This window comes from Microbacterium sp. NPDC006705 (assembly GCF_044903545.1).
Lineage (GTDB): Bacteria > Actinomycetota > Actinomycetes > Actinomycetales > Microbacteriaceae > Microbacterium > Microbacterium plantarum.
This window is the reverse complement of sequence record NZ_JBJDQQ010000005.1, coordinates 11,394-33,356: the sequence shown is the minus strand read 5'-3', so window position 1 is coordinate 33,356 and position 21,963 is coordinate 11,394. Positions and strand designations below refer to the sequence as shown.

Genomic DNA, 21,963 nt, shown 5'->3' with positions numbered 1-21,963 from the left:
GAGACACCATGAGCCGCGTCACCAAGACCACCGCATGCACCGGAGCCGTCCTGGCTCTGGCGCTCACGCTCACCGGCTGCAACGGCGGCGGCCAGCCGAGCGGCGATTCCACGTCCGCGAGCGCCTCGCAGTCCTCGCTGGAGCCGATCCAGGACGTGCCGTCGTCCGCAAGCGAGGCATCTTCGTCAGCTGGGAGTGCAAGCTCTAGCAGCAAGGCTTCGACGTTCGCTGCGGTGACGTCCGACCGGCCGACGAATGATGAGATGGCGAAGGAGCACGGCTTCAAGGCTTTGCAGTTGTACTACGCCATCAACGACCACTTCTTGAAGCAGAACTCTGTGGATAGGGAGCTGCTGGGTCTCGCGGCTCGGGACCCCTACCTCAGTCAGGACCTCGAGCAGCTGAAGGCCATCGAGTCATCCGGTGAGACTTACACGGGAAAGTCTCGAGTCGAACTGCTGGAAGCGATCATCGGGGGGACTAGCAACGTGGAGGGCAAGCAGGTCCCTCACTCCAACGCCCAGCTGCTGGTGTGTGAGGACAACACCTCCGTTTCCGTGAAGGACAAGAATGGCAAGCCTGTCTCTTCTGGATCGGTGCTGCGCTATCAGGCCACGTACATCGTGACCTGGCAGGACGACGACAGCTCCTGGAAGGTTGCTACTCGAGACGTGATGCGAGACGAGAAGGGGAATCCGAAGTCATGCTGATGCAGATGCGACCAGTCACCTGTCTGGGCAGTGCTCTGCTGGCGGCGGTGGCCATGATGATGGCGGCGGTCGTTGCCCCTCCCGTAGCCAGTGCCGCCGGCGACGCCGAGTGCCGATTCGGCGCTTGCACGGTGCGGGGGGAGAAGCCGGGAAGCCCTGGTGGCGGCGATCTGACGCAACCCGTCGTGGGGCCCGGGGAGAGCGAACCAACGTCGAACTACTGCCAGGCGGGCTGGACGCACGAACGTGGGGATTGCGACCAGAACATCGACCCGGCCAAGAACTGCATGTGGCGCCTCATGGAGAACCAGCCGCCGCCTCCTGACGGCAAGGACCCGTCTCGCGGCGCGTGGGAGGAATGCGTGCCCGAGTGGCAAAGCGCAACCGACGTCTTCAGGAACTACCCCCAGCGCTGGTGGGAGCGGCCGTCCGCGGCAGGAGCGGCGGATGCGGAACAGGCGGCACGTGAGCTCGTGACGCAGATGCAGCTCGAGGGGATCGAGATCGGCATGGTGCCGTACTCCGTGCAGGAGGACGGCACCGGAGCGGTCGGCCTGCCCGCGTGGATGTGGGTGGAGAACACGGAAAATCCGCGGGCGTGGGGGCCGTACACGGTCTCCAAGGAGGTGAACGGGATCGCCGTGCAGGCCACGGCGCGGCCGGTGCACGTCACCTGGGACATGGGCGATGGGACGCAGGTGGTCTGCGACGGGCCGGGCACGCCGTATGAGGACCGCTTCGGCAAGGAGGAGTCCCCGGACTGCGGGCACACGTACATGAAGATGTCGAACCCGACCTACACGGTCACGGCGATCACGGCGTGGTCTGTGGAGTGGACGGCCCAGGACCAGTCCGGGGTAATCGAGACCGTGACGCGCTCGTCGCAGGACGTGCGAATCGGGGAGTTCCACGCCCTGAACGTCCGGCCGTGAGCAATCGCCGGGGCAGACCTTTGGTCTGCCCCGGCGTGTTGTTTCCAGACACGGACTCGGACGAATCGGATTGGGATACTCTGTGACCATGCGCACGCCCTCGTCGAACCCTCGCCCCACCAGGCGCACTGGCGGTCGCCCATCCAAGGGAGACCGCTTCAGCGTGACCACCAAGCTCCCCCGGTCCTACGAGCAGAAACTGCACGCCCGCGTGGACTACCGGGGCGAGACCGTCACCGACTACGTCGCATCCCTGATCCTGGCCGACCTCGACGCCAACGAGGTCCCCGAGTCGAACGGACAGGAGGCCTTCGACGTGAAGATCGCCTGAGCATGCAAGAAGGCGGCCCCGCGCCAACGGAACCGCCTTCTTGCGACTAGCACCCCGCCAAGGGTGCCTGTCTGAAGATTTCAGTTGTTCGAGAGCTGCTTCTCACTCGCCAGTGAAGCTCTCGATCTCGGGTGGATCCCCGCCAAGGGATCCGGCTCTGTCCCTCCCTGGAAGGAGGTACGTCGCTCTTGTCGTGCCCAAGTCTACCCAAAATCCCTCTCCGCGACACGTCCCCCCTCCCGTCGGCCGTGTCCTCGGCGCCGTGCCTGGGGGAGTCCACCCTCGCCCGACTGCTGCGCCATCGCCAGAAACCAGCCCGGCCCGTGCGGGGTCGGATCACGAATCCGTGTCGTCAGAACTGGCGCCGGCCCTCGCGTGCCCGGGAGGGCGACATCGACGTGATCTTGGCCGCGGTGCCCGCCGGCTCCCGGCGTCTGGAGCACCTGGGCGACGCCGTTCCCGCCCTGCGGGCACTGCCTGCCTGGCAGGACCTCTCCCGGGTCCGTCGGCGGCTGATGGAATCTCTGGTGGGTGCGCTGGCGGCCTGCGCGGACTGGTCGAAGATGATCTCCCGCCCCGGGCACAAGCGCCTGGCGAAGATGATCGGCCGGAGCGCCTCGACGGTGACCGCGGCCATCGCCTGGCTGATGCGACACGGGGTGATCGGACGCGTCGCCGCCGGACGCTCTGCCGCCTACGCGACCCCGGACGAGCGTGGCAAGCGGATCAACGAGGCGGCGGTCTACGTGCTGTGCTGCACCGCCCACCTGGACGTGGAGAAGATCCTCGCCAGGCACCGTGCCGACGCCGCAGCCGAAGCACGGGAGCGTGCAGGTCAGCGTCGGATCCGTGGGGCTGTGGAGAAAAACTGGCACCCTTCCTCGCTAGAGGATTCACTTACTAGAACTCGTAGAGGAACCACGCACGCGCGCGACCGCGGACTCGTCGAGCTCTGGCCCTGCAACCGCGCAGTGGCCACCCGTCGTCAGCAGCTGGCCGCCGCCCGCACCGTCCAGGATCGGGCTCTGGGTCTGCGCGTGCTCTCGGCCCGGGACGTCCGCTCGCTGATCCGTCCCTTCCTCGAGGCCGGCTGGACCCCGGCCGACCTTCTCCACGCCCTGGACCACACCCCCCAGGGCGCGCACCGGCTCCACAGCCTGGACGCCGGCCAGGACACGGCTCGAGCTCGCGGCTACCTGCGGTGGCGCCTGGAGCACTGGAAGGACGCCGACGGGCTCGTGCTCGCCTCAGCCTCTGCCCGAGCTCGTGAGCGGGCGGAGGCGGCGCGCGAGGCGATGCACCGGGACCGCCAGGCGGATGCGCGAGCGCGCGCGGCGGCCGCGGGAGTGGAGTCTCCGGCTCGAATCGCGGCCCTGGCGGCTATGCGGGCGCTGTTCCGGCAAGGTGGCGCGGAGCGTGACAGCCTTGAGGCGGCCCACCTCACCGCCTAAACTGACCTTAGATCAACTTAGAAGGGACATCGGGGGGACCGCCCCAGCCTTCTACCCCGTGAAGACCTCTACCCACGCGAGCGGAGACACGCCCCATGCGCACCCTCAAAGGCCTTGCGGCCCTGCTGGCCCTGACCGCCCTGGTGGTCGGCATCCCCGCCGCCCTGATCCTGCTGGTCGGCAACCCCATCCCCAGCACTGCCGAGCTCCAGCAGGCCATGACCGGCATCGACTTCGGCGGCACGTTCCTGATGGGCACCGTGCTGCCCCTGATCGCGTGGGGCTTCTGGGCCTCCTTCATCTACTCGCTCGTGGTCGAGGTGATCAGCCTCATCCGCCGCGTCGAGACCCCCAACCTGGGCGGAGCGCTGCGCCCGCAGCAGGCCCTGGCCGGCGCGCTGATCGCCGCCGTGCTCGCTCTCGGCGGTGGCAGCCCCGCCTTCGCCCTGACCCCACAGGACACCGCCTCCGCTCCCGCCGCCGTCGCCATGGCCCAGGAGGGCCAGACCACCCAGGACACCCCGGCCGCCGCGGGGGAGCGGACCTACACCGTGCAGGAGGGAGACACGCTCTGGGGCATCGCCCGGGACGAGCTGGGCCAGGGCAGCCGGTGGGGCGAGCTCGCCGAGCAGATGCGCTCCACGCCCCAGGCCGACGGCCAGACCCTCACCGATCCCGACCTCATCATGACCGGCTGGACCGTGGAGCTGCCCGACGGCCCCACCGGCGCCGGCTCCACCTCCGCGACACCGTCCCCCTCCCAGCCGGCCCCCGCCCCGGCGCAGACCGGCACGGACGCCCAGCCGGTCCCCGCACCGGCGGCGCCGAGCCAGCCCGCCGAACAGTCCGCCGAACAGCCCGCCCCCGCTCCTGCGGCGCCCTCCGCATCGGCGTCGGCCGAACCCTCCGCCCCTGCCGACGACTCGGCCACGCCGGCCCCCGAGGCGGCCGCCGCCCCGAGCGCCGCCTCGGACTCCACGCCGGCCCAGGACGCGCAGCACCCGCTGCCCGGCGAGGCCGTGTCTGCGGCACCCTCCACGGCCCCCGCCGAGCAGGAGGGCCCCTCCGCCGTCCCCGGCGGCGCGTTCACGCAGACCGCGCCGGCCCCCGCCGATCTGTCCTCCCACCAGGAGCAGGCTGCCCCGGAGGAGGTCCCCGCATGGGCCACCATCGGCGGCATCGGCGCCTTCGCCGCGGCCGGACTGCTGGGCATCGTCGGCCTGCGCCGCCAGCTCCAGCGCCGCCGCCGCCAGCCCGGCCAGTCCGTCCCCATGCCCGAGGAGCAGACCGCGCAGCTGGAGACCCAGCTGCGCGTGGTCGCCGAGCCCGAGCAGGCTGAGGAGCTCGACGTCGTCCAGCGCTGGCTGGCCCGCTGGGCCCACGAGAACGGCCAGGACCTGCCTGAGCTGTTCCTCGTGCGCGTCTCGCCCGAGCAGATCGCCCTCTACCTCATGGCCCCCGCGCAGCTGCCCGAGCCCTTCGTGGCCGAGACCGACGACGGCGTCGTCTGGACGCTGGCCTCCGGCTCCATCGACATCGACCCCGACCTGCCCGCTGCCCCCTACCCCTCGCTGGTCACCGTCGGCCAGGACGACACTCGCTCCCAGGTCCTGCTCGACCTCGAACGCCTGGGCACCCTCGGCATCGACGGCGACCCCCAGCTGACCACCCAGGTCCTCGATGCCATGGCCGTGGAGCTGGCCACCTCCAGCTGGTCCGAGAACGTCACCATCACGCTCGTCGGAGTCGCCGACGGCCTGGCCAAGGTCGTCAGCGACGGCCGCGTCCGCCAGATCGACGACCTGGACCAGCTGATCGGCCAGCTCGACGGCAAGGCCAAGGACATCCGCCGCGCCCTCGACGAGCAGGACGCCGCCACCCTCGACCAGGCCCGCGCCGCCAACCAGGAAGAGGCCTTCGGCCCCGAGATCGTCCTGCTGGGCCTGGAGCCCACCCCCGCCCAGGCTCGTCGCCTCACCGACCTGGCCGGCGCCATCCCGCGGCTGGGCATCGCCGCGGTCACCACCGCCAACCCCCTGGCCTCCGACTGGATCCTGAACCTCGAGGACGAGGACCACGCCGACCTGCTCCCGGTCAATCAGCACCTGCGCCCGCAGAAGATCACCCCCGAGGAGGGCGAGCGGATCAAGGAGCTGCTGGCCACCGCCCTGGAGGACCCCCGCTCCACCGGCCGTGGGACGACCGCCACGATCGACATCAACACCGTCCTGGACGAGCGCCCCCACCTCAGCGCGGTGGCCGATCTCGAGGAGATGCTCCACGAGGAGGAGAACACCCAGGACCTGCCCCTGACCCCCGCGCCCGCGGTCCCCGCCGCTGAGACCGCCGAGGACGAGACCGATCCGGCCGAGGAGAACGAGGAGGACGTGCTCGCCGCCCAGACCGCCCGCCACACCCCGACCCCTGCGCCCGCCCCGCACGACACCATGGACGAGGACGAGGACGAGGAGAGCCAGGACCAGGCCGCGGCGGCCTCCGTGCCGACCGAGCCCGAGGACATCACCCCCGAGCCCCAGGACCAGACCCCGGCCGTCGTCGCAGTCACCGAGACCGCAGGACCCGCCGAGCCCGAGCCCGAGCCCGAGCCGGCCGCGACCGCCGAGCCGGCGCAGCAGGAGGCGGCCACCGATCTCCACGACACGTCCCCCGCGGAGGACGAGGACGAGGACGAGAAGGACGCCGCCCCCGAGCAGCTGGCCTCGACCGACCCGCAGAAGCAGATCGACCTGGACGCCGCACACCTGCTGGAGCAGGCCACCACCCAGGCCCCGATGATCCTGATGCTCGGCGAGCTCAAGCTCGTCGGCGCCCAGGGCCAGGCCCCCGTCACCGCGGCCACCGGCGAGGTCTCGACGACCCAGACCGCCCGCTGCGTCGCCCTGGCCGCCTACCTGGCCCTGCACCCCGGCGCGAGCGCCGAGGCCGTCCACGCCGCGTTCTGGCCCACCCAGCGCTCCGACGGCAAGTCCGCCTCCAGCAACCGCAACAAGCTCACCAGCCAGACCCGCCGCCTGCTCGGCCAGGCCGCGGACGGCACCCCCTACCTGCCCGCCGTGGGCAGCGAGGGCTACCGCGTCCACGAGGACGTGCTCACCGACTGGCAGGTCGTGCAGTCCCTGATCGGCGATGACCCCGTGAAGGCCTCCACCCCCGCCCTGGTCGCCGCCATGCGTCTGGTGAGGGGAGTGCCCTTCGAGCACGCCAAGGCCTCCAACGTCGCCTGGGCCGAGGCCCTGGTCCAGGAGATGGTCCAGACCATCTGCGACGCCGCCCACGAGCTCGTGGCCCGCTCCCTGGCCGCCGGCCACCGCGAGCACGCCCAGCTGGCCGCCCGCGTCGGCCGCGCGATCGACCCCGCCAACGAGGCCGCCTGGCGCGACGCTCTGGTCACCGAGGCCGCCGCCGGCAACCACACCGAGGTCACCCGCCTGATCGAGAAGCTCTACTCCTACCTGGAGTCCTTCGAGGAGGACCTCGAGCCCGAGGTGGAGACCACCGCCCTGATCGAGGAGCTGCGGGCCCATGGCTACCGTGTCGCCTGATCTCCACGACACGTCCCCCGCGGCCACCGACCCCGCGCCGGCGCCCTACACGGTGCCGCCGCGGACGGTGCGCACCCTGATCGGCCCCGGCGGGGCCCTGGCTGCCCTGCTGGGCATCGCCGGCGCCGCGGTCGCCGGGCTGCCCGTGCTCATGGTCCACGCCGCGCTCGCCCTGATCGCCCTGGCCTGCCTGGGCATCTACATGGCGCGCGTGGACCGGGCCCACCGGCTCATCCCGAACTGGGCCGTGGCCGCCCTGGGCGCCATCAACCTCGGCGCCGCGGTGGGGCTGCTGGTCACCGGCTACGGCGCCTGGGCCCTCCAGGGGCTGGTGGTCACCGTGATCGCCGCCGTCGTGCTGATGGTGATGCACCTGATCGGCGGCACCGGCATGGGCGACGTCAAGCTCGTCACCGTGGCCGCCCTGGCCATCGGCGCCCACGGCCCCGGTGCCTGGGTGCTGGCCATCCTGGCCAGCTACGTGCTCGCCGCCCTGTTCGGTGCGGTACCGGCCCTGCTGCGCGGCCAGCGCAAGACTCGCGTGCCCATGGCCCCGTACCTCGTCGCCGGGCACGTGCTCGCCTTGCTCGCCGTCCTGGGCTACCTGGCATCCTGACCAGGTGCCCCGCACCTTCTCCGCCCGCGACCGCCGTGCGCTGACCGGCCTGCTCACCGCCGGGCTCAAGCACGCCCAGCTCGACGACCTCACCGCGGCCCACCCTGTTCCCGGCGACCCTGGCCACGACTCCGGCAAGGCCGGTCGCGTGGGCCTGATCGTGGCCACCTGGCTCGCCAGCGGCGACCACACCGGACTCACCCGCGCCCTCGAGCTGCTCGAGACCGCCAAGCTGCCCCCGGCCCGCCACGCCGACCTCGCCCGCCTGCAACGGAAGGCCGGCCTGGACTCCACGCCACAACCCACGCCAGAAGCCGAGCCAGAAGGCACCCTCGCCGCGGATGGTGCGACGGAGTCGCCGCTGCCGGCCGCGCCGGCCGAGGAAGCGGCGCCGGCCGCATCTCCGCGACACGTCCCCCTGGTCCTCCTCCAGGACCTGGCCGAGGACCATCCCGCGGTCCAGGCCCTGCTGGCCGCCGGCCTCGAGGTCGGGCACCTCGAGCACACCTCGACGATCCCCGCCGACGCGTTGCTGCTGCACCCGGCGCATGAAATCTGACCCCGGAACGGGGAGGGACATCAGCGCCGGATGCCGGCCTTATGGGAAGTGAGGGCCGGCCACGGCCCCGACCATCTCCCTGACCGAGGAGCACCCATGTACACGATCTACACCAGCCCCGGTTGCGGCCCCTGCATGGCAGTGAAGGCCCACCTGCGCGCCCACAAGATCCCGCACACCCTCGTCGACGTCTCCCAGGACCCCGCGGCCGTCGAGAAGCTGCGCAAGATGGGCTACTTCCGCGCGCCGGTCACCGTGGACGAGGCCACCGGGGAGCACTGGCACGGCTACCTCCCCGACCGCTACGCCTCCCCGGCCCCAGAGGCCGCGCCGGCCGCCGACATGCAGGCCACGATCGACCTGGGCCCCGTCGAGGCCGGAGAGCACGTGCTCTGGGACCCCCACCAGGGTCACCTGCTGATCATCGGCGACCGCGACAGCGGCAAGAGCGTGATCCAGCGCGGGATCATGGAGACCGCGGTCTCTGTGGGCTGGCAGGCCTGGGGCCTGGGCCTGCCCGGGGAGCTGGACAAGGTCGAGGACCATCGGTACGCGCAGGTGGTCACCGCCGACGTCAGCGACCAGCTCGAGCGCATCCGTGCCGCCAGCGAGCTGATGCGCGAGCGCTACCACCTGGTGGAGGTCGCCTCCCTCGCCCAGGAGAGCCCCGAGCCCTTCCAGCCCATCGTGCTCGTCCTGGACGACTACGCCCATCTGCGCCAGCGCTGGGCCGACCTCGCCCCGGCCGGGGAGCACGAGGCCGACGTCGCCGAGAACCTCCTGCTGGGCATCCATCGCCTGGGCCGCTCCGTCGGGATCCACCTGTCCGTCTCCTGCCACGGCATCGCCCACCACCTCGGCCAGTCCCTGGCCGCCGACCTCGGGGCCACCGTGGTCTACACCTCCCTATGGCGCACCGTCCCGCTCGAGGGGCTTAGCCATGCCGGGTGAGCCGGCCTCGAGCGGGCACGGTCCTCTTGAGGAGCCGGCCATCATCCCCCACCCCACCCGCGTGGGGGTCTGGCTGATCCCGGACACCGAACAGGGGCGGGCGGTGATCGCCCAGGTGCCGCCCGCCCGCCAGCCCTGGCCGGCAGAGCGCGCCCACGCCCGCATTCTGGGGAGCAACGCACTCGGCATCCTCGCCGGCTACACGGTCTTCATGGCCGCCCTCGCGGTGATGGATCAGGATCTCGGGCTGCCGCTCTGGCCCCTCTGGCTGCTAATGGCACTGATCGCCTTCCGCGCCGTCTGGTCCCTCACCATCAAGGCAGTGAAGGCCGTCTCCCAGTGCCGGAACAGCCGCGCAAGACGACTCCTCGAGGGATCAGGGATCGCATGCCCGGCCCCGTTGCCGCTCTGGGGTCCCGAGGGTGAGCACTACGAGACCTTCCTGCACCAGAGCGCCCACGTCCCCTTCCAGCTGGATCCGGTGCCGCCGCCGAAGATGACCACGCTGGCCCACCTGCCGCCGCGGGAACTGTCGCAGGCCTGGCGTGAGGCGCGGTCACCGGACCACGCGATCTGACCCCTCGACGAACTGACCCATGCCCCAGGAACGGAGCCAACCCATGCCCACCACCACGCTCTCCCCCTCCCAGCTGCGAGGACGCTGGGCTGCCGCCCGCGGCCTCCAGCTGACCACCGACGTCGCAACGCTCGCCCTCCTCGCCAACATGGCGGCGCTGCCCGCCCTGACGGGTGCCCCCGACCCGTCCCTCGTCGCCCTGGCGGCTGCCGTCCTCGCGGCCGCCGCGCTCGCGACCCTGACCTCGCGGGCGTGGAACCGTGCGGCCCCCGCCGGATCCGCAGCCCGCGCGATCATGGCGACCGCCGACCGAGCCGTCTTCCTGCTCCGCGACGTGGCCATGGCGGTCGCCGGAGTGGTGATCGTCGCCCGGACCGGCCACGCGGGGGAGGTGATCGTGGGCCTGGCCGGCGCCGGCGCCCTGGTGCTCTGCGCAGGGGGGATGGGGCTGCGCATGGCCCGTCGGGGCATCCCCACCGGGTGGGACCTGGCGGTCCAGATGAGCTCGCTCCTGCCCTGGGCGGTGTGGACGGCCGTCGGCGCCGACCAGGGCGTGCACCTCGGCTTGACCCTGAGCTGGATCCCCGTGATCTGCTGGCTCCTCGCGCGCATCGTCAAGCAGCTGCGGGCCATCCCGGCGGCGCAGCCTGCGGCCTGAGAAGGGGGACCTGGTGCAGCTCGACGCCGACCTCCACGACACGTCCCCGCCGGTGCCGCTGCCCGGCCAGCTCGACGCGCTGGACCTGCTCCCTACCGAGGAGGCTTAGCGCAATGTAGGGTTGTCCTAACTGTCAGATCGACCGGAGGTCCCCATGGCCTACTCCAACCGCGAGCGTCCCGGAGGTCGCGCTGGCCTGCGCGACAACACCCCCACCACGTTCCGCCCCGTGGCCTACCGCAACCTCGCCGCCCGCAAGAACCTGTGGGCGGACTACACCACGGGCCGGGGCGTGTTGGACAACGGGCAGGCGGTGCCGCCGAAGATCGGCCCGCGTCGGAAGAACCCGAACCTCACCGACATGCTCGACACTGCGGCCGCCGTCGGTGCGGACCGGATCTTCTTCACGGGCAAGACCCCGGTGGTCACGCCGGGCAAGCGCCACTGGCTGCTGGTGCAGACTCCCGGCTGGCTCGACGGAGGACACAACCTCGGCTCCCCGGCCACCGGCCGTTTCGAGCACCGCCAGACCGGCAAGCGCATGCTGGTGCAGTTCGTCTCCGGGTGGTTCGGCGACGCTCCGCTGAGCCCGGATCAGGCCCGCCTGGCCTGGCAGGCCACCGAAGGCATCATCGGTGCGCACTTCCGCGGAGCCAAGCTCATGGACAGCCCCACCGCCACCGGCGCCAACCTCTGGGCCCTGACCCTGCCGAAGAACCTCGAGCCGTACCCGCTGACCGAGGACATCGCCGAGGAGCTGCACCGCACCTCCGGCCAGCACCACGTCGAGCACCTCGTGGCCGGATCCTCCTCGGACACTCACCCGGACTGCATCCCCCTGCACGACCCGGCGAAGACCCCCAAGATCGACGGCTTCGCCTACGTCGACGGCCGCTTCATGTACGGAGCCATGTGCAGTGAGCTGGGCATCGGCCCCGGGTACCGGCTGCGCCGCGACGACACCGCGGACATGCTCCGGGAGAACCCCTACGCCCGCGCTCGCGTGCACGTGCAGTTCAAGGTCCCCGACACCTGGGACCACATCGGCCTGATCGGCGTCCAGCACGAGAAGGCTTCCGAGGGCTGGTACTGGCCCAACCGCCCCGGCGCCACCGGGAGCGCCTGGATCGACGCCGCCGAGTTCTTCGTCGCCGCCCGCCACGGCTGGCAGCTGGACCCCATCGAGTCCGTCGCGTTCACCACCGATGTCCCCGGCGCCCGCGACCGCGACCGGCGCGTGCGTGCACGCCCGCTGGACACCTGGAAGGACAACCTGGTCAAGGCTCGCGCCGCCGTCGCCGGCGACCCGCTGATGGACGAGATCATCAAGACCGCCGTCTCCGCGGCACTGCGCTCGATCCTGATCAACACGATCGGCAACTTCGCGGCCCGCGGGCGCGTGCAGACCCACATCACCTTCGACCCCAAGGAGGTCCCGGCCAACGCCCCCGACGTCAAGCAGCACGGCAAGGCCTTCATCTGGACCACCAAGCCGCGCTTCGACGGCCAGGCTCAGCGCTACTACCACCCCGAGTTCGCCGTGCAGGTCTGGGGCCGGGCCCGGGCGCGCATGCTCTCCGGACCCATGGCCGGTGGCCTCCAGGGCGGGGCCCTGCACGTGCCGGCCCACACCCTGCTGGGCGTGCGCGGCGACGCGATCTACACCACCGAGGTCCCCTCCTGGTCCCTGACCGAGGAACGTGGCGGCGGCGATGACGGCCGGGTGGGACGCATGCGCCTCCAGGGCTACGTCCCCGGACCGCTGAAGATTCCCGCCGACGAGACCGCCCGCAACAGGCTGCGCGCCAAGGCCGCGCGCCTGGGCGTGGACGCCGCCTACTCCGAATACGAGATGCAGGCCGCCCCCGTCGACGGGACGGACTACCTGCCCGGCGACGACGAGCAGGAGGCCGACGGTGAGTGACCCGGCACAGCTGAGCCCCGCCGAGCTCGTCACCCGGGTGCGCTCGGCCTACGGACTCACCTGGGCCGAACTCGGCGCGGCCATGAACCGCTCCCCGCGCATGATGCAGAAGATCGCCCGCGGGGAGACCTCGGGTGAGTCCTACCGGGACGCGCTGACCGAGCTACACGAGACCGGCGCCGTCTCCAAGGCACCCCGGCGTCGACGCAACGCCGCCGGCAAGCTCGTGCCCGTGCGAGCCAAGCGAGGTGCCAAGAAGCCCACCGTGGTCCCCAAGGACACCCGGCGCGGGCCCTCCCTGACCCGCCACTCCACCACGACCACCCACCTGCCCGACGGCAACCGCATCGTGCGGATCCAGCTGCCCAAGACCGTCGGATCGCCCGAGCGCGGGGCCGGCCTGCACGCGGCCCGCATGTCCATCGTCAACGTCGCCCGCGGCGCCCGCCACCAGGACAAGCGCGTGCACATCCGCGCCACCGTGGACATCGGCGGCGGCCGCACCCGCACCTTCGACGTCGGCTCCAAGGGCGGCTACCTGGCCGCCGACGTCGTCTCCGACGTGCGCGACCGCAACGGCGGGGACATGGGCGGATGGATCGCCTCCCAGATGGGCGACCGCTACGCCCGCGACGCCGTCACGCAGGGCCAGCTGGTGGGACTGTCCGTGACCAGCTTCAACGCCGTGCGCTCCAAGGAGGAACGCGTGGCCCAGGATGAGGCCGGCGCCCGCCGGTGGGGACGACGAGGAGGACGCACCCGATGGGGATGAATCAGCACGAGAAGCCGGCCCCGCCGGCACGCCGGTGGGACGAGGCCCTGGACCCCCACGCCCACCAGGGCCCCTACCGGCCCCCCGCGGCACTGCTGGACATCCTCGCCCGCGCGGCCGGGGCCAACTCCTACGAGGCGGCCACCACCGCCGTGCGCCACCGCGCGGCCAGTGCGGCCACCGAGCTGCACGAGGCGGGCCTGGACCCGCGGGTGATCGGCCTGATCGCCGAGCCGCGGGTCAACGAGCTGCTGGGCGTGGCCGAGCGCTCGGCCCGCTCCCTGCGCCAGCGCGACCGCCAGTTCCCCGAGCCGGTCACCCGCGGCCGGCTCTGGTGCGAGCCTGACGTCGTCGACTACCTGGCCTTCAAGCACGAGACCTCCCCCCGCCCCGGAGCGCTGCACAGCGCGCGTGTGGCCCAGCGTGAGCAGGCCCAGACGCGCGGAGCCCGCCCCTAGACTGACCGGCATGAGCGAGGACTTCACCGACGGCACCGGCCTCTGCCCCCACTGCGGGCACCATGTGGCCGCGACCTACGCCGGCAAGATCCAGGTCAGCCCGCGGTGGGACATCAACTACGCGCGACGCTCCTCCGTGGATCCGGCCTCGGCGGCCCGTATGCCCGAGGCGAGGGACACGATCGCGGGCTACGCCTGCCAGTTCTGCCAGGGACCGATCGCCTTCCTCGAGCACTGGCAGAAGGTCGAAACCGACGCCGCCGGGCATCCGCCTCTGGAGCGCGTCAGACGGACGATGATCGTCCCGGCCAAGCCCCCGCGGCAGCTACCCGAGGCCGCCCCAGCGGGCGTCGCCTCGCTCTACGAGGAGGCCAGCATCTGCGAGGACGCCGGGGCACTGCGCGCCGCCGGCGTGCTCTACCGCGCGGCCACCGAGGAGATGGTCAAGGACCAGGGCGGCACCGGCCGGGACCTCAAGGCCAAGATCAACAGCCTGACCCCGCGGCTGGACGCCGAGGTGCTGGAGGACCTGCACGAGTCCCGCATCGTGGGCAACGACAGCATCCATGCCGGCGTGCAGTACGCCGCCGAGGAGATCGCCGACGTCGCCGAGCTGCTCTGGGAGGCCGCCTTCGTCCTCTACGAGCAGCCGGCCCAGAAGGCCAGCATGCGCGCGGCCCGCAAGGCCCGCCACGACGCCGCCCGCAGCCCGCGCGCGGCATCGTGATCCCGGTCTACGAGCCGCCGGCCTTCCGCAGCCCCGAGGAGGTCCACTCCGCGCTCTACCAGGACGCCCCCTACGTGCGGGTCATGCTCCCCGACCGAGGACGGGTCGATGCGATGGCTGCCCGCTGGTCGAGCACCCATGTGCTGATCGCCTGGGAGGAGCCGCCCGACACCGAACGGTTGCAGGCATGGGTGCCCGCTGGGTGGGTCACCCGCATTCGGGCAGAAGAATCGGCCTGGCGCGCCCCCTACGGGCGCACGCACGGCTAGGGTGTGTCTGAGAAACCGTCCAGTCGGGTATACCCACTAGGCGCATGTGTCAGAGCCAGTTGGGTGCTGCTGGACAGAGGTGCCAGGGTGCGATCTTGCTTGACAGGGTTGCCCATCATCGCGCTCGACGGATTCGTCGATCCGGCCTTCTCCAACCGCGCGCTGGCTCGCTTACCCGTTGGGCTTGGCCTCGGATTCATGGACGTCATTCTGGAGTAGCGCGATGATCTGCTTTGCGGTTTCACTCCGGTGGTCCTGTGAGATGGGCCTGCTTCCGATCAGGTCGTTGACCCAGAGCCCGTCAGCAGCGAGCAGGGCGAGCGAGGTCATCTGGTCGCGCTCAGCTTCGTCTCGTTCGCTACGTCCGGTCCATCGGTCGATGAGGTCTTCCCAGATCGCCTTGTGCTGGGTGTCCTGGCTGTCGAGAATCATCTGGAACTCGGCGCGGGAGGCGGCTGTCGAACAAGTGAGTATGTAGGCGGTCAGGCGCTCCATCGGCGTTGCCTCAGCGGTCGGCTTTCCACAGGCGATCTCTAACTGCCGCTCCCAGCGATCAGCGAGTCTCTGGTGGATCGCAGCGATCAAGTCGTCTCGTGACGGGAAGTGGTAGATGATCCCGGCCCTGGTGATCCCTGCAGCGGCCGCGACAGAGTCAAACGTGACTGCTGTGATCCCGTCTTCCTCGATCACTTGGATCGCGGCGTCGAGGATCATGGTCTTCTTGCTCTCACGCACCATCATGCGCCCCTCCGATTGGTTCAGTGGTTTTCGGCGTACTCCATTGCCTCGCTGCCGCGCCCGTAAGCGCGGAGCAGCCGATTGGTCAGAGCGGCTCCACTAGCCAGCATGACAGCGAGGACGATCATCGTGACCAAATAGGCCGTGTCGTAGGCGGAGGTGGCGGCTGCGATCACGTCGAGATCTCCGTCGGCGATCCCGAGGGCATCGGCAATGCTCTCCCCCGCTGCGGCGGGAGTGCCATCCGGGAGTCGGACGACTGTGGCGTAGACGAAGGTCAGGAGGCTCCCGAGGAGTGCTACAGCCGAGAGGGAGCCCATCTCATAGGAGACTTCTTCGATCGAGGCCGCCATGCCGGCCTTTCGCGGAGGCGCGTTGCCCATAATGGCGGCGGAAGCGACGGCGAAGGTGCCGCCCAGGCCGAAGCCGGTCACGATGAAGCTGACGACCAGCAGGGGTAGTGATCCGTTCGCAGAGGCCAGCACGGCGAGAGCTAGTCCTAGGGCGGCGATGGCGAGGCTGCCGGAGATAATGATCCGCAGGCCCACGATGTGCAGGATCGCGGCCCCTAGGACACCTGAGGGCAGGGCGCCAAGCGCGATGGCTGCGACTAGCAGGCCTGCTTGCAGGGGGGTGAAGCCCTCGACGAGCTGGAAGCGCTGTGTGGTCGCGAGCTGGGCGCCAGCGATGGTGAACATCGCGAAGAAGGCTGCCAGAGAGCCGCCAGCGAAGGCGCGGTTGCGGAAGATGGAGAACTCGATGAGTGGTTCTTCCAATCGGCCCTGGCGTCGCACGAAGAGGACGAACCCGATGACTGCTGACGCCAGCGCCCCTGCGATCAGAACCCAGTTCTGTGGAATATGGGCCAGTTCCTTGATGACGAGCACGGTGCCCACCAGCCCGACCATCGCATAGAGGGATGAGACGAGATCCCACTTCTTCGACGGATCGGGATGGTTGTGCGGCGCGATGATTGCGGTCGCCACAAGTGCGATGGCAACAACGGGGACATTGATGAGGAAAACAGATCCCCACCAGAACCGTTCGAGAAGGGCGCCGCCGAGAATGGGTCCGAGCGCTGCCCCCGCGATCGACAGGCTCCCCCAGATGGCGATGGCGATGTTGCGCTCACGAGGATCGTCGAACGCGAGGCGGATCAGAGCAAGCGTGGCGGGCATCATCGCTGCGGCCCCCACAGCGAGGAGTGCCCTGGCGCCGATCAGGAAGGCAGGGTTGGGCGAGAATGCCGCTGCCAGTGATGCGGCACCGAAGATCCACAGGCCGACGACGAACATTCGGCGGTGGCCGATGCGATCGCCCAGTGTGCCTGCTCCCAAGAGGAGGCCAGCCATGACCAGGGGGTAGGCGTTGATGATCCACAGTGTCGAGGATCCGGACGCGCCGAGGTCTGCGGTCAACGTAGGCAAGGCGGTGTAGAGGATCGAATTGTCGAGGGTGATGAGTAGCAGGCCGGCCCCCACGGTCATGAGCAGCCACCACCGCCGCGGCGATGATCCAACGTCGTTCACTGTTGTACCCCTGTCCTCTGCCTGTAGTCGCATCAACGAAACTATACTAACAGGTTAGTAAAGTAAACGTCAACGCTCCGACAGAGGGATGCCTCACAATCCAGCTGGGTGTTCATTGCCCCATCCCGGCGTCAAGCCGGGTATACCCCTTTACACACCCCGCCCGCCCACGAGACCATCACGTCAGAGGCGGTCCCAAACCGGGCCGTTAGACAGAAGTGTCGGAAGGTCTAAGACGTGGTTGGACAGACAGTGGCCTATGTGCGGGTCAGCTCGGCCGAGCAGAACCTGGATCGTCAGCTCGAGGCGGTGGGGGAGTGCGACCGCATCTTCCAGGACAAGATCTCCGGCAGCTCGAGGGCCAAGCGCACCGGGCTGGCGGAGCTGATGCGGTACGTCCGCGAGGGGGACCTGGTGAAGGTCGCCTCGATGGACCGGCTGGGACGGGACACCCGGGACCTGTACGCGATCGTGGATGAGCTCACCGGTAAGGGGTGCGCGGTGCAGTTCGTGTCTGAGCGGATCACCGTGGACAAGTCGGGCACCTCCCCGGTGGACGGGCTGATGTTGGGGGTCCTGGCGGCGTTCGCTGAATTCGAGCGCCGGCGGGTCAAGGAACGTCAGGCCGAGGGCATCGCCTTGGCCAAGGCTCGCGGCAAGTACGTGCAGACCCCGAAGCTCTCGGACACCGATGTGGAGCAGGCGCGCGTGATGATCGAGATGGGGATCCCGAAGGCCGAAGTGGCGCGCACGTTCGGGGTGAGCCGGCAGACCCTCTACACCTCGATTGCCCGTCGAGCATCAAACCACCAGTAGGGCAGCCTCGCTCTGGATCTCGTAACACTACGAGTCGTTCGAAGCCCTGCCTGCCCAGTTGATCGCCTGGAGTGTTAGGGCGTGTTGCTTCCTTCCAGATGCTGCTGTCGATGGCCCTTCCGTCTCCGCTCTGGTGGAGTGAAGCGCACTAGGTTTCGTTCCGAGGTCAGGACGTAACCGGCGCTACGTCGTGGTCGTGAGTGTAGGCCGCTTCGACCCCCGCTGGAGTGCGGTAGCCGAGGGGCCTCGTGGAGGCGGGTCGTGTTCCACCAGTGCACCCAGCCCACGGTGGCCCCAGAAGCCGTGCCCCGGCGGTGATGAGGGCATCCCAGTACGCCAAGCTGATGCACTGGCTGCCCCGGTCGCTGTGATGGACCAGGCCTCTTCCCGGCCACGGATGGCGCCGGTGGAGACCAGGGTGTGCCTATGTGCGAGCAACGGCACCCCTGCGGTGTGGAGGGTCGACGAGACCGCTCACCCCACGATGTGCCGGAAGTAGACGTAGGTGATGTCAGCGACCCAGAGCTGGTGCGGGCCGTCCGCGGCGAAACGGCGTACCACCAGATCTGGGCGGGCATCCTGTGCGCCAGCAGAGCGCATGGTGCCCGGCCTACGGCCCCGGCGCCTGCCCGGAGGGCCCTCGCCAGCGCCGGACAAACCCGGGTCGATTCGACTGCTCGTGTCGAAGTGGGCGGGTGGACATAGGGTCTGAGAAGATTAGTCAGGACTGAATGGTGAACGGAGGATGCATGGCCCGCGCAGACCTGCTCCTCGCGCTCGTACAGTCGGGTGCCGGTGGCGATGATCTGGCGTTCCGTCGCGCCGCTGAGGCGCTGATCGCAGAGGAAGAGAACAAGAAGCACGGCGTTCTGGCATCCCAGCTCACTGATGCACTGACTCGCAGACGGCCGAACACTGGCACGAACGTCACCTCGATGAGTCGTAACGAGGCGTCCAATGGTCTGTTTTACGAGCAGGAGCCCGAACGACGGGTCACTGACTTGGTTCTTCCGACCGAGGTTCGCCAGGCCGTCAACCAGCTGGTGGAGGAACATCACCGTCGCGACCTGCTGCGTAGTCACGGGGTAGAACCGCGGCATCGGCTCTTGTTCGTGGGGCCGCCCGGCGGCGGCAAGACGTCACTGGCCGAGGCGCTTGCCACCGAGCTCGCAGTCCCGTTGCTGAGTGTCCGCTACGAGGGGCTCATCGGCAGCTTCCTGGGTGAGACCGCGTCCCGCATGGAGACCCTGTTCGCCGCGGTCCGGGTGCGGCCCTGCGTTCTTTTCTTCGACGAGTTCGATGTCGTGGCGAAGGAACGAGGCGACACTCACGAGACGGGTGAGATCAAGCGTGTCGTCAGCTCGCTTCTGATGCAGATCGACAAACTTCCCAGCCACGTCATCGTGATCGCGGCGACCAACCATGCGGAGCTTCTCGACCGGGCGGTGTGGCGTCGGATGCAGCTGAGGCTCAACCTGCCGAACCCGACTCGGGCAGGCAAGGTCGAATGGCTGCAAGCATGGTCAGCGAGGACGGGCGTGGAGTTCGGCCTTTCTGCGCGAACCATCGCTGACCGGCTCAGCGGCGTCAGCTATGCCGAGCTGGAGGAGTTTGCGCTGGACGTGCAACGCCGCTCAATCCTCTCGGGCCCGGAGCCGGACTCTCAAACGGTCACTCAACAGCTTCTCAAGCAGTGGTCTGCGCGTGCTGACGTGAGTGGACAATGACGCCACCCGCTGATGGTGTCTCGACGTCGAGACCGGTGATTCTGGGGACCATCTCCCCACCGCGCACATTCAAGCCAACCGGTGGAGGGAGTTCGCGGGTCACCTTCCGCAAGGAAGGTGAGCGTCTCGGCCGGATCGATTTACGATTCGAGGAAACCGTTGCCGCGTTCGGCGGGGAGATCCAACTCGCGGAATCGATCCAAGCCGCGGACCCTCAACTCGTTCTGGTCTTTGAAGCCCTCGATGAGCAGATCGATCTGACTGCGGTCGCCCGAAGGCTCGGGTTAGAAATCCTGGTCGAGTCCGAAGGTGCGATGGAACCCACTGATGAGTATCAGCTCATCAGCAAGAAGCCGCGCAACCCATTCATCCGCTCCTGCCTTCACGCCGTGTGCCTCAACGAGACGGCGCTCAAGAATCTGCTCTCCCTGTGGAGGAAGTGGAAACAGAATCAGTCCCTCGGCCACGGGTACTCGCCGCTGCGAGAGCTGTTCGCGCACCTTAAGGACGTACGCCCGTGGGGGCCGCAAGACCGTCTAAAGATGCTCGACTGGGACGAGCACTTCGCTGGACGGATCACCGATCAACCACACGCGATCGAGATTGAACTCTGGTACCGACACTCACCCCAGAAACGCCTCGCCAGCCAACGGGAGGTCACCGCCCTGGTCGAGCAAGCCGGAGGCCAAGTACACACCTCGGCGGTCATCGAACAGATCGGTTATCACGGCCTCAAGTGCACGGTCCCCACCGACGTCCTGCTTGACCTCGCTCGGGGCAACTTCGGCTCCGTCCACCTCGTCCGCTCTGCCAACGTCATGTACCTGCGAGTCACCGGCCAGGGACTCCCAATCGCCGGCCCACCTATCGACGCCGTGTCGGGTGGGGACAGTCCTCTCCCCGCCTCCGAACCGGTGGTGTGTCTCCTCGATGGCGTTCCCGCGGCGAACCACCCGCTGCTGCAAGGCAGGGTCATCGTCCACGACCCGGACGACCTCCTCAGCAACGCCACCGTCGATGAACTCAAACACGGGACCTGGATGGCCTCGGCAGCAGTATGGGGCGACCTGGGCTCGAACGAGCCGGCCGCGAGGCGCCCCGTGCTAGTCCGGCCGATCCTGACACCGTCAGATGAGACGGCGGATCGCAGTGAAGAACTGCCCGCCACGGAACTCGTGCCCGATCTGATGTGGCGTGTATTCCGGGAGCTCTTCGAGGGCAAAGGCACGGAAGCCCCAGCCGGTTCGCAGATCGCCGTCGTCAATCTCTCGGTCGGAGACCCAGCCTCGCCGTTCGACTCGATCCTCTCCTCCTGGGCGCGGATCATCGATTGGCTCAGCTACGAGTACGGCGTGCTCGTCATCGTCTCGGTGGGAAACCACCCAAGACTGCGCTTGACCCCGAGCAACTCGCGGGAGATCGCGGGCCTCACAGGTGAAGAACGGCGGCAATCCGTCCTCAACGCACAGGAGCGCGAGCAGAACAACCGCCGCCCGCTCGCTCCGGCCGAGTCGATCAACGCCCTCGCTGTGGGTGCCCTCCACAACGACGCCTCCGGCACGAGCCCACAGGGATACGCACTCGATCCGACCGACGGGTTGCCAAGCCTCAGCCCCATCTCGGCCACAGGAAGCGGGTATCGCCGGAGCATCAAACCCGACCTCGTCGCCAACGGCGGCCGCGTGATCTTCCGAGTTCCACCGGTACCCGAAGAGGCGATCTCCTTCGCCAACCTGTCCGCGCTAGGACCAGGGATTCGGGTAGCGACGCCGACACAGAACAAGGAAGCGTTCATCGCCGGGACCAGCCCGGCCGCCGCACTGGTGACACGACAAGCGGCGCGTATTCACGACCTCGTTGACGAGATCACCGCGGGACGTTCTATCACCCGGCGCCAGCGAGCCTCTGCGATCAAGGCACTTCTTGTGCATGGTGCGGACCTCCCGCCGGACCTCTCTACCCAGCCATTGGCTCGCGAATCCGCGCTGGGTAACGGCATCATTCAGCGGGATTACACAGATGGGTGCGCCACCAATGAAGCGGTCGTGCTATTTGTCGGTTCAATTGGCGCCGCACAGGAGCAAGAACTTTTGTTCCCGCTCCCGGATGGGCTCGGGATCCGCGAGGCCAAGCGCATCGACGCAACCCTGGCATGGCTCAGCCCTGTCAACTGGCGACACAGGCAGTACCGAAAGGCCTCGCTCGCGTTCGTGAAACCCGCGGGATCGATACCCAAGCTCCCAACACCCAGAGGCCTTTCTTCTGACACTTCGACCCGAGGGGCTGCGACGGTGCAGCATCAGTCATGGGAGCTGACCAGCTCTTTCGGCGCAGGTCAAGGATCGAACATGGTCGTTCGAGTCAAGTGCTTAGAGCAGGCCGGCGGCTTGGCTGGGGAACAGGTGGATTTCGCCGTCGCGCTCTCGCTCTGGGTCGCTCCGACCGTGAACGTGGACATCTACAACCAGGTCAAGACGCAGATTGAGCCCCGAGTCGCTGTCCGGCCGCGATAGACACGGCGGTGAAATGACAATGACCGCGGATCACACCGCCTTAGTGCTGGTTCTGAGCCGGCTGGCGTCTCCGCCTACCCGCAGGCAGTGGCAGACTTCGGATGATGTAGGCGTGACCATGTATGTCGCAGACGGCGGCGCA

Annotated in this window: 21 protein-coding genes; 18 read left to right on the top strand and 3 right to left on the bottom strand. The window is 69.0% G+C overall.

The features are described 5' to 3' along the window. Window positions 1–8: 8 nt before the first annotated feature. The 15 genes from ACI2K6_RS15905 (at window position 9) to ACI2K6_RS15835 (ending at window position 14,498) form a co-directional block, all read left to right on the top strand. Window positions 9–710: a hypothetical protein gene (locus ACI2K6_RS15905; RefSeq protein WP_098471903.1), complete on the top strand. Its 702-nt coding sequence runs from the start codon at window positions 9–11 to the stop codon at window positions 708–710. Next, window positions 704–1,642: a hypothetical protein gene (locus tag ACI2K6_RS15900; RefSeq protein ID WP_098471904.1), complete on the top strand. Its 939-nt coding sequence runs from the start codon at window positions 704–706 to the stop codon at window positions 1,640–1,642. Before ACI2K6_RS15905 ends, ACI2K6_RS15900 begins: the two co-directional genes overlap by 7 nt. Window positions 1,643–1,805: 163 nt before the next feature. Next, window positions 1,806–1,973, top strand: coding sequence for a hypothetical protein (locus ACI2K6_RS15895; RefSeq protein ID WP_031943856.1), 168 nt, complete (start codon window positions 1,806–1,808; stop codon window positions 1,971–1,973). A 398-nt stretch (window positions 1,974–2,371) separates the two neighbouring features. Beyond that, window positions 2,372–3,424, top strand: a complete 1,053-nt coding sequence (locus ACI2K6_RS15890; RefSeq protein ID WP_098471905.1) for a hypothetical protein — start codon at window positions 2,372–2,374, stop codon at window positions 3,422–3,424. Between the two features lie 95 nt (window positions 3,425–3,519). Then, window positions 3,520–6,987, top strand: coding sequence for a hypothetical protein (locus ACI2K6_RS15885; RefSeq protein WP_396747827.1), 3,468 nt, complete (start codon window positions 3,520–3,522; stop codon window positions 6,985–6,987). Then, a complete protein-coding gene (locus ACI2K6_RS15880) occupies window positions 6,968–7,603 on the top strand; it encodes an A24 family peptidase (RefSeq protein ID WP_143741627.1) in 636 nt (211 codons plus the stop codon). The genes ACI2K6_RS15885 and ACI2K6_RS15880 overlap by 20 nt, the downstream gene beginning before the upstream one ends. A gap of 4 nt (window positions 7,604–7,607) precedes the next feature. Further along, window positions 7,608–8,162 (top strand): hypothetical protein, encoded by a 555-nt coding sequence (locus ACI2K6_RS15875; RefSeq protein WP_087114229.1) that lies wholly within the window; start codon window positions 7,608–7,610, stop codon window positions 8,160–8,162. 96 nt (window positions 8,163–8,258) lie between these two features. Next, complete coding sequence (locus ACI2K6_RS15870; protein ID WP_098471907.1) at window positions 8,259–9,113, top strand: glutaredoxin family protein; 855 nt, start codon at window positions 8,259–8,261, stop codon at window positions 9,111–9,113. Beyond that, window positions 9,103–9,690, top strand: coding sequence for a hypothetical protein (locus ACI2K6_RS15865; protein WP_098471908.1), 588 nt, complete (start codon window positions 9,103–9,105; stop codon window positions 9,688–9,690). The genes ACI2K6_RS15870 and ACI2K6_RS15865 overlap by 11 nt, the downstream gene beginning before the upstream one ends. Before the next feature lie 43 nt (window positions 9,691–9,733). After that, complete coding sequence (locus ACI2K6_RS15860; RefSeq protein ID WP_087114232.1) at window positions 9,734–10,348, top strand: hypothetical protein; 615 nt, start codon at window positions 9,734–9,736, stop codon at window positions 10,346–10,348. Between the two features lie 154 nt (window positions 10,349–10,502). Further along, window positions 10,503–12,272, top strand: a complete 1,770-nt coding sequence (locus ACI2K6_RS15855; protein ID WP_179205923.1) for a hypothetical protein — start codon at window positions 10,503–10,505, stop codon at window positions 12,270–12,272. After that, on the top strand, window positions 12,265–13,044 hold the full coding sequence (locus ACI2K6_RS15850; RefSeq protein WP_087114233.1) for a hypothetical protein: 780 nt from the start codon (window positions 12,265–12,267) through the stop codon (window positions 13,042–13,044). Before ACI2K6_RS15855 ends, ACI2K6_RS15850 begins: the two co-directional genes overlap by 8 nt. Further along, window positions 13,041–13,502, top strand: a complete 462-nt coding sequence (locus tag ACI2K6_RS15845) for a hypothetical protein (RefSeq protein WP_134377206.1) — start codon at window positions 13,041–13,043, stop codon at window positions 13,500–13,502. Before ACI2K6_RS15850 ends, ACI2K6_RS15845 begins: the two co-directional genes overlap by 4 nt. A 10-nt stretch (window positions 13,503–13,512) precedes the next feature. Then, window positions 13,513–14,229: a DUF4145 domain-containing protein gene (locus ACI2K6_RS15840; protein WP_396747830.1), complete on the top strand. Its 717-nt coding sequence runs from the start codon at window positions 13,513–13,515 to the stop codon at window positions 14,227–14,229. After that, on the top strand, window positions 14,226–14,498 hold the full coding sequence (locus tag ACI2K6_RS15835; protein ID WP_031943844.1) for a hypothetical protein: 273 nt from the start codon (window positions 14,226–14,228) through the stop codon (window positions 14,496–14,498). The genes ACI2K6_RS15840 and ACI2K6_RS15835 overlap by 4 nt, the downstream gene beginning before the upstream one ends. Before the next feature lie 171 nt (window positions 14,499–14,669). Here the strand turns inward: ACI2K6_RS15835 and ACI2K6_RS15830 are convergent, their stop codons facing one another. Together ACI2K6_RS15830 and ACI2K6_RS15825 are read right to left on the bottom strand one after the other, a co-directional pair. Next, complete coding sequence (locus tag ACI2K6_RS15830) at window positions 14,670–15,239, bottom strand: TetR/AcrR family transcriptional regulator (RefSeq protein WP_101963410.1); 570 nt, start codon at window positions 15,237–15,239, stop codon at window positions 14,670–14,672. A 17-nt stretch (window positions 15,240–15,256) separates the two neighbouring features. Beyond that, window positions 15,257–16,723: an MFS transporter gene (locus ACI2K6_RS15825; protein ID WP_036316244.1), complete on the bottom strand. Its 1,467-nt coding sequence runs from the start codon at window positions 16,721–16,723 to the stop codon at window positions 15,257–15,259. Between the two features lie 279 nt (window positions 16,724–17,002). On the opposite strand from ACI2K6_RS15825, the gene ACI2K6_RS15820 reads away from it, so the two are divergent. Next, window positions 17,003–17,581: a recombinase family protein gene (locus ACI2K6_RS15820; RefSeq protein WP_173150617.1), complete on the top strand. Its 579-nt coding sequence runs from the start codon at window positions 17,003–17,005 to the stop codon at window positions 17,579–17,581. A 474-nt stretch (window positions 17,582–18,055) separates the two neighbouring features. Here ACI2K6_RS15820 and ACI2K6_RS15815 read toward each other — a convergent pair whose 3' ends face one another. Continuing rightward, a complete protein-coding gene (locus ACI2K6_RS15815) occupies window positions 18,056–18,181 on the bottom strand; it encodes a hypothetical protein (protein WP_404568978.1) in 126 nt (41 codons plus the stop codon). Between the two features lie 149 nt (window positions 18,182–18,330). Between ACI2K6_RS15815 and ACI2K6_RS15810 the strand changes: the two genes are divergently transcribed. Next, window positions 18,331–19,308, top strand: coding sequence for an AAA family ATPase (locus ACI2K6_RS15810; protein ID WP_173150616.1), 978 nt, complete (start codon window positions 18,331–18,333; stop codon window positions 19,306–19,308). Continuing rightward, entirely contained in the window at window positions 19,305–21,821 is a 2,517-nt protein-coding gene (locus ACI2K6_RS15805) for a S8 family peptidase (RefSeq protein ID WP_173150615.1), read from the top strand. The genes ACI2K6_RS15810 and ACI2K6_RS15805 overlap by 4 nt, the downstream gene beginning before the upstream one ends. The last annotated feature ends 142 nt before the right edge of the window (window positions 21,822–21,963 follow it).

Bases quoted from the DNA above. Each gene is read 5' to 3' on its own strand.
- ACI2K6_RS15865 (WP_098471908.1), top strand. From the start codon at position 9,103: ATGCCGGGTGAGCCGGCCTCGAGCGGGCACGGTCCTCTTGAGGAGCCG.
- ACI2K6_RS15810 (WP_173150616.1), top strand. From the start codon at position 18,331: ATGGCCCGCGCAGACCTGCTCCTCGCGCTCGTACAGTCGGGTGCCGGT.
- ACI2K6_RS15855 (WP_179205923.1), top strand. From the start codon at position 10,503: ATGGCCTACTCCAACCGCGAGCGTCCCGGAGGTCGCGCTGGCCTGCGC.
- ACI2K6_RS15860 (WP_087114232.1), top strand. From the start codon at position 9,734: ATGCCCACCACCACGCTCTCCCCCTCCCAGCTGCGAGGACGCTGGGCT.
- ACI2K6_RS15815 (WP_404568978.1), bottom strand. From the start codon at position 18,181: ATGCGCTCTGCTGGCGCACAGGATGCCCGCCCAGATCTGGTGGTACGC.
- ACI2K6_RS15845 (WP_134377206.1), top strand. From the start codon at position 13,041: ATGAATCAGCACGAGAAGCCGGCCCCGCCGGCACGCCGGTGGGACGAG.
- ACI2K6_RS15870 (WP_098471907.1), top strand. From the start codon at position 8,259: ATGTACACGATCTACACCAGCCCCGGTTGCGGCCCCTGCATGGCAGTG.
- ACI2K6_RS15830 (WP_101963410.1), bottom strand. From the start codon at position 15,239: ATGATGGTGCGTGAGAGCAAGAAGACCATGATCCTCGACGCCGCGATC.
- ACI2K6_RS15905 (WP_098471903.1), top strand. From the start codon at position 9: ATGAGCCGCGTCACCAAGACCACCGCATGCACCGGAGCCGTCCTGGCT.
- ACI2K6_RS15840 (WP_396747830.1), top strand. From the start codon at position 13,513: ATGAGCGAGGACTTCACCGACGGCACCGGCCTCTGCCCCCACTGCGGG.
- ACI2K6_RS15880 (WP_143741627.1), top strand. From the start codon at position 6,968: ATGGCTACCGTGTCGCCTGATCTCCACGACACGTCCCCCGCGGCCACC.
- ACI2K6_RS15805 (WP_173150615.1), top strand. From the start codon at position 19,305: ATGACGCCACCCGCTGATGGTGTCTCGACGTCGAGACCGGTGATTCTG.
- ACI2K6_RS15900 (WP_098471904.1), top strand. From the start codon at position 704: ATGCTGATGCAGATGCGACCAGTCACCTGTCTGGGCAGTGCTCTGCTG.
- ACI2K6_RS15825 (WP_036316244.1), bottom strand. From the start codon at position 16,723: ATGACCGTGGGGGCCGGCCTGCTACTCATCACCCTCGACAATTCGATC.
- ACI2K6_RS15885 (WP_396747827.1), top strand. From the start codon at position 3,520: ATGCGCACCCTCAAAGGCCTTGCGGCCCTGCTGGCCCTGACCGCCCTG.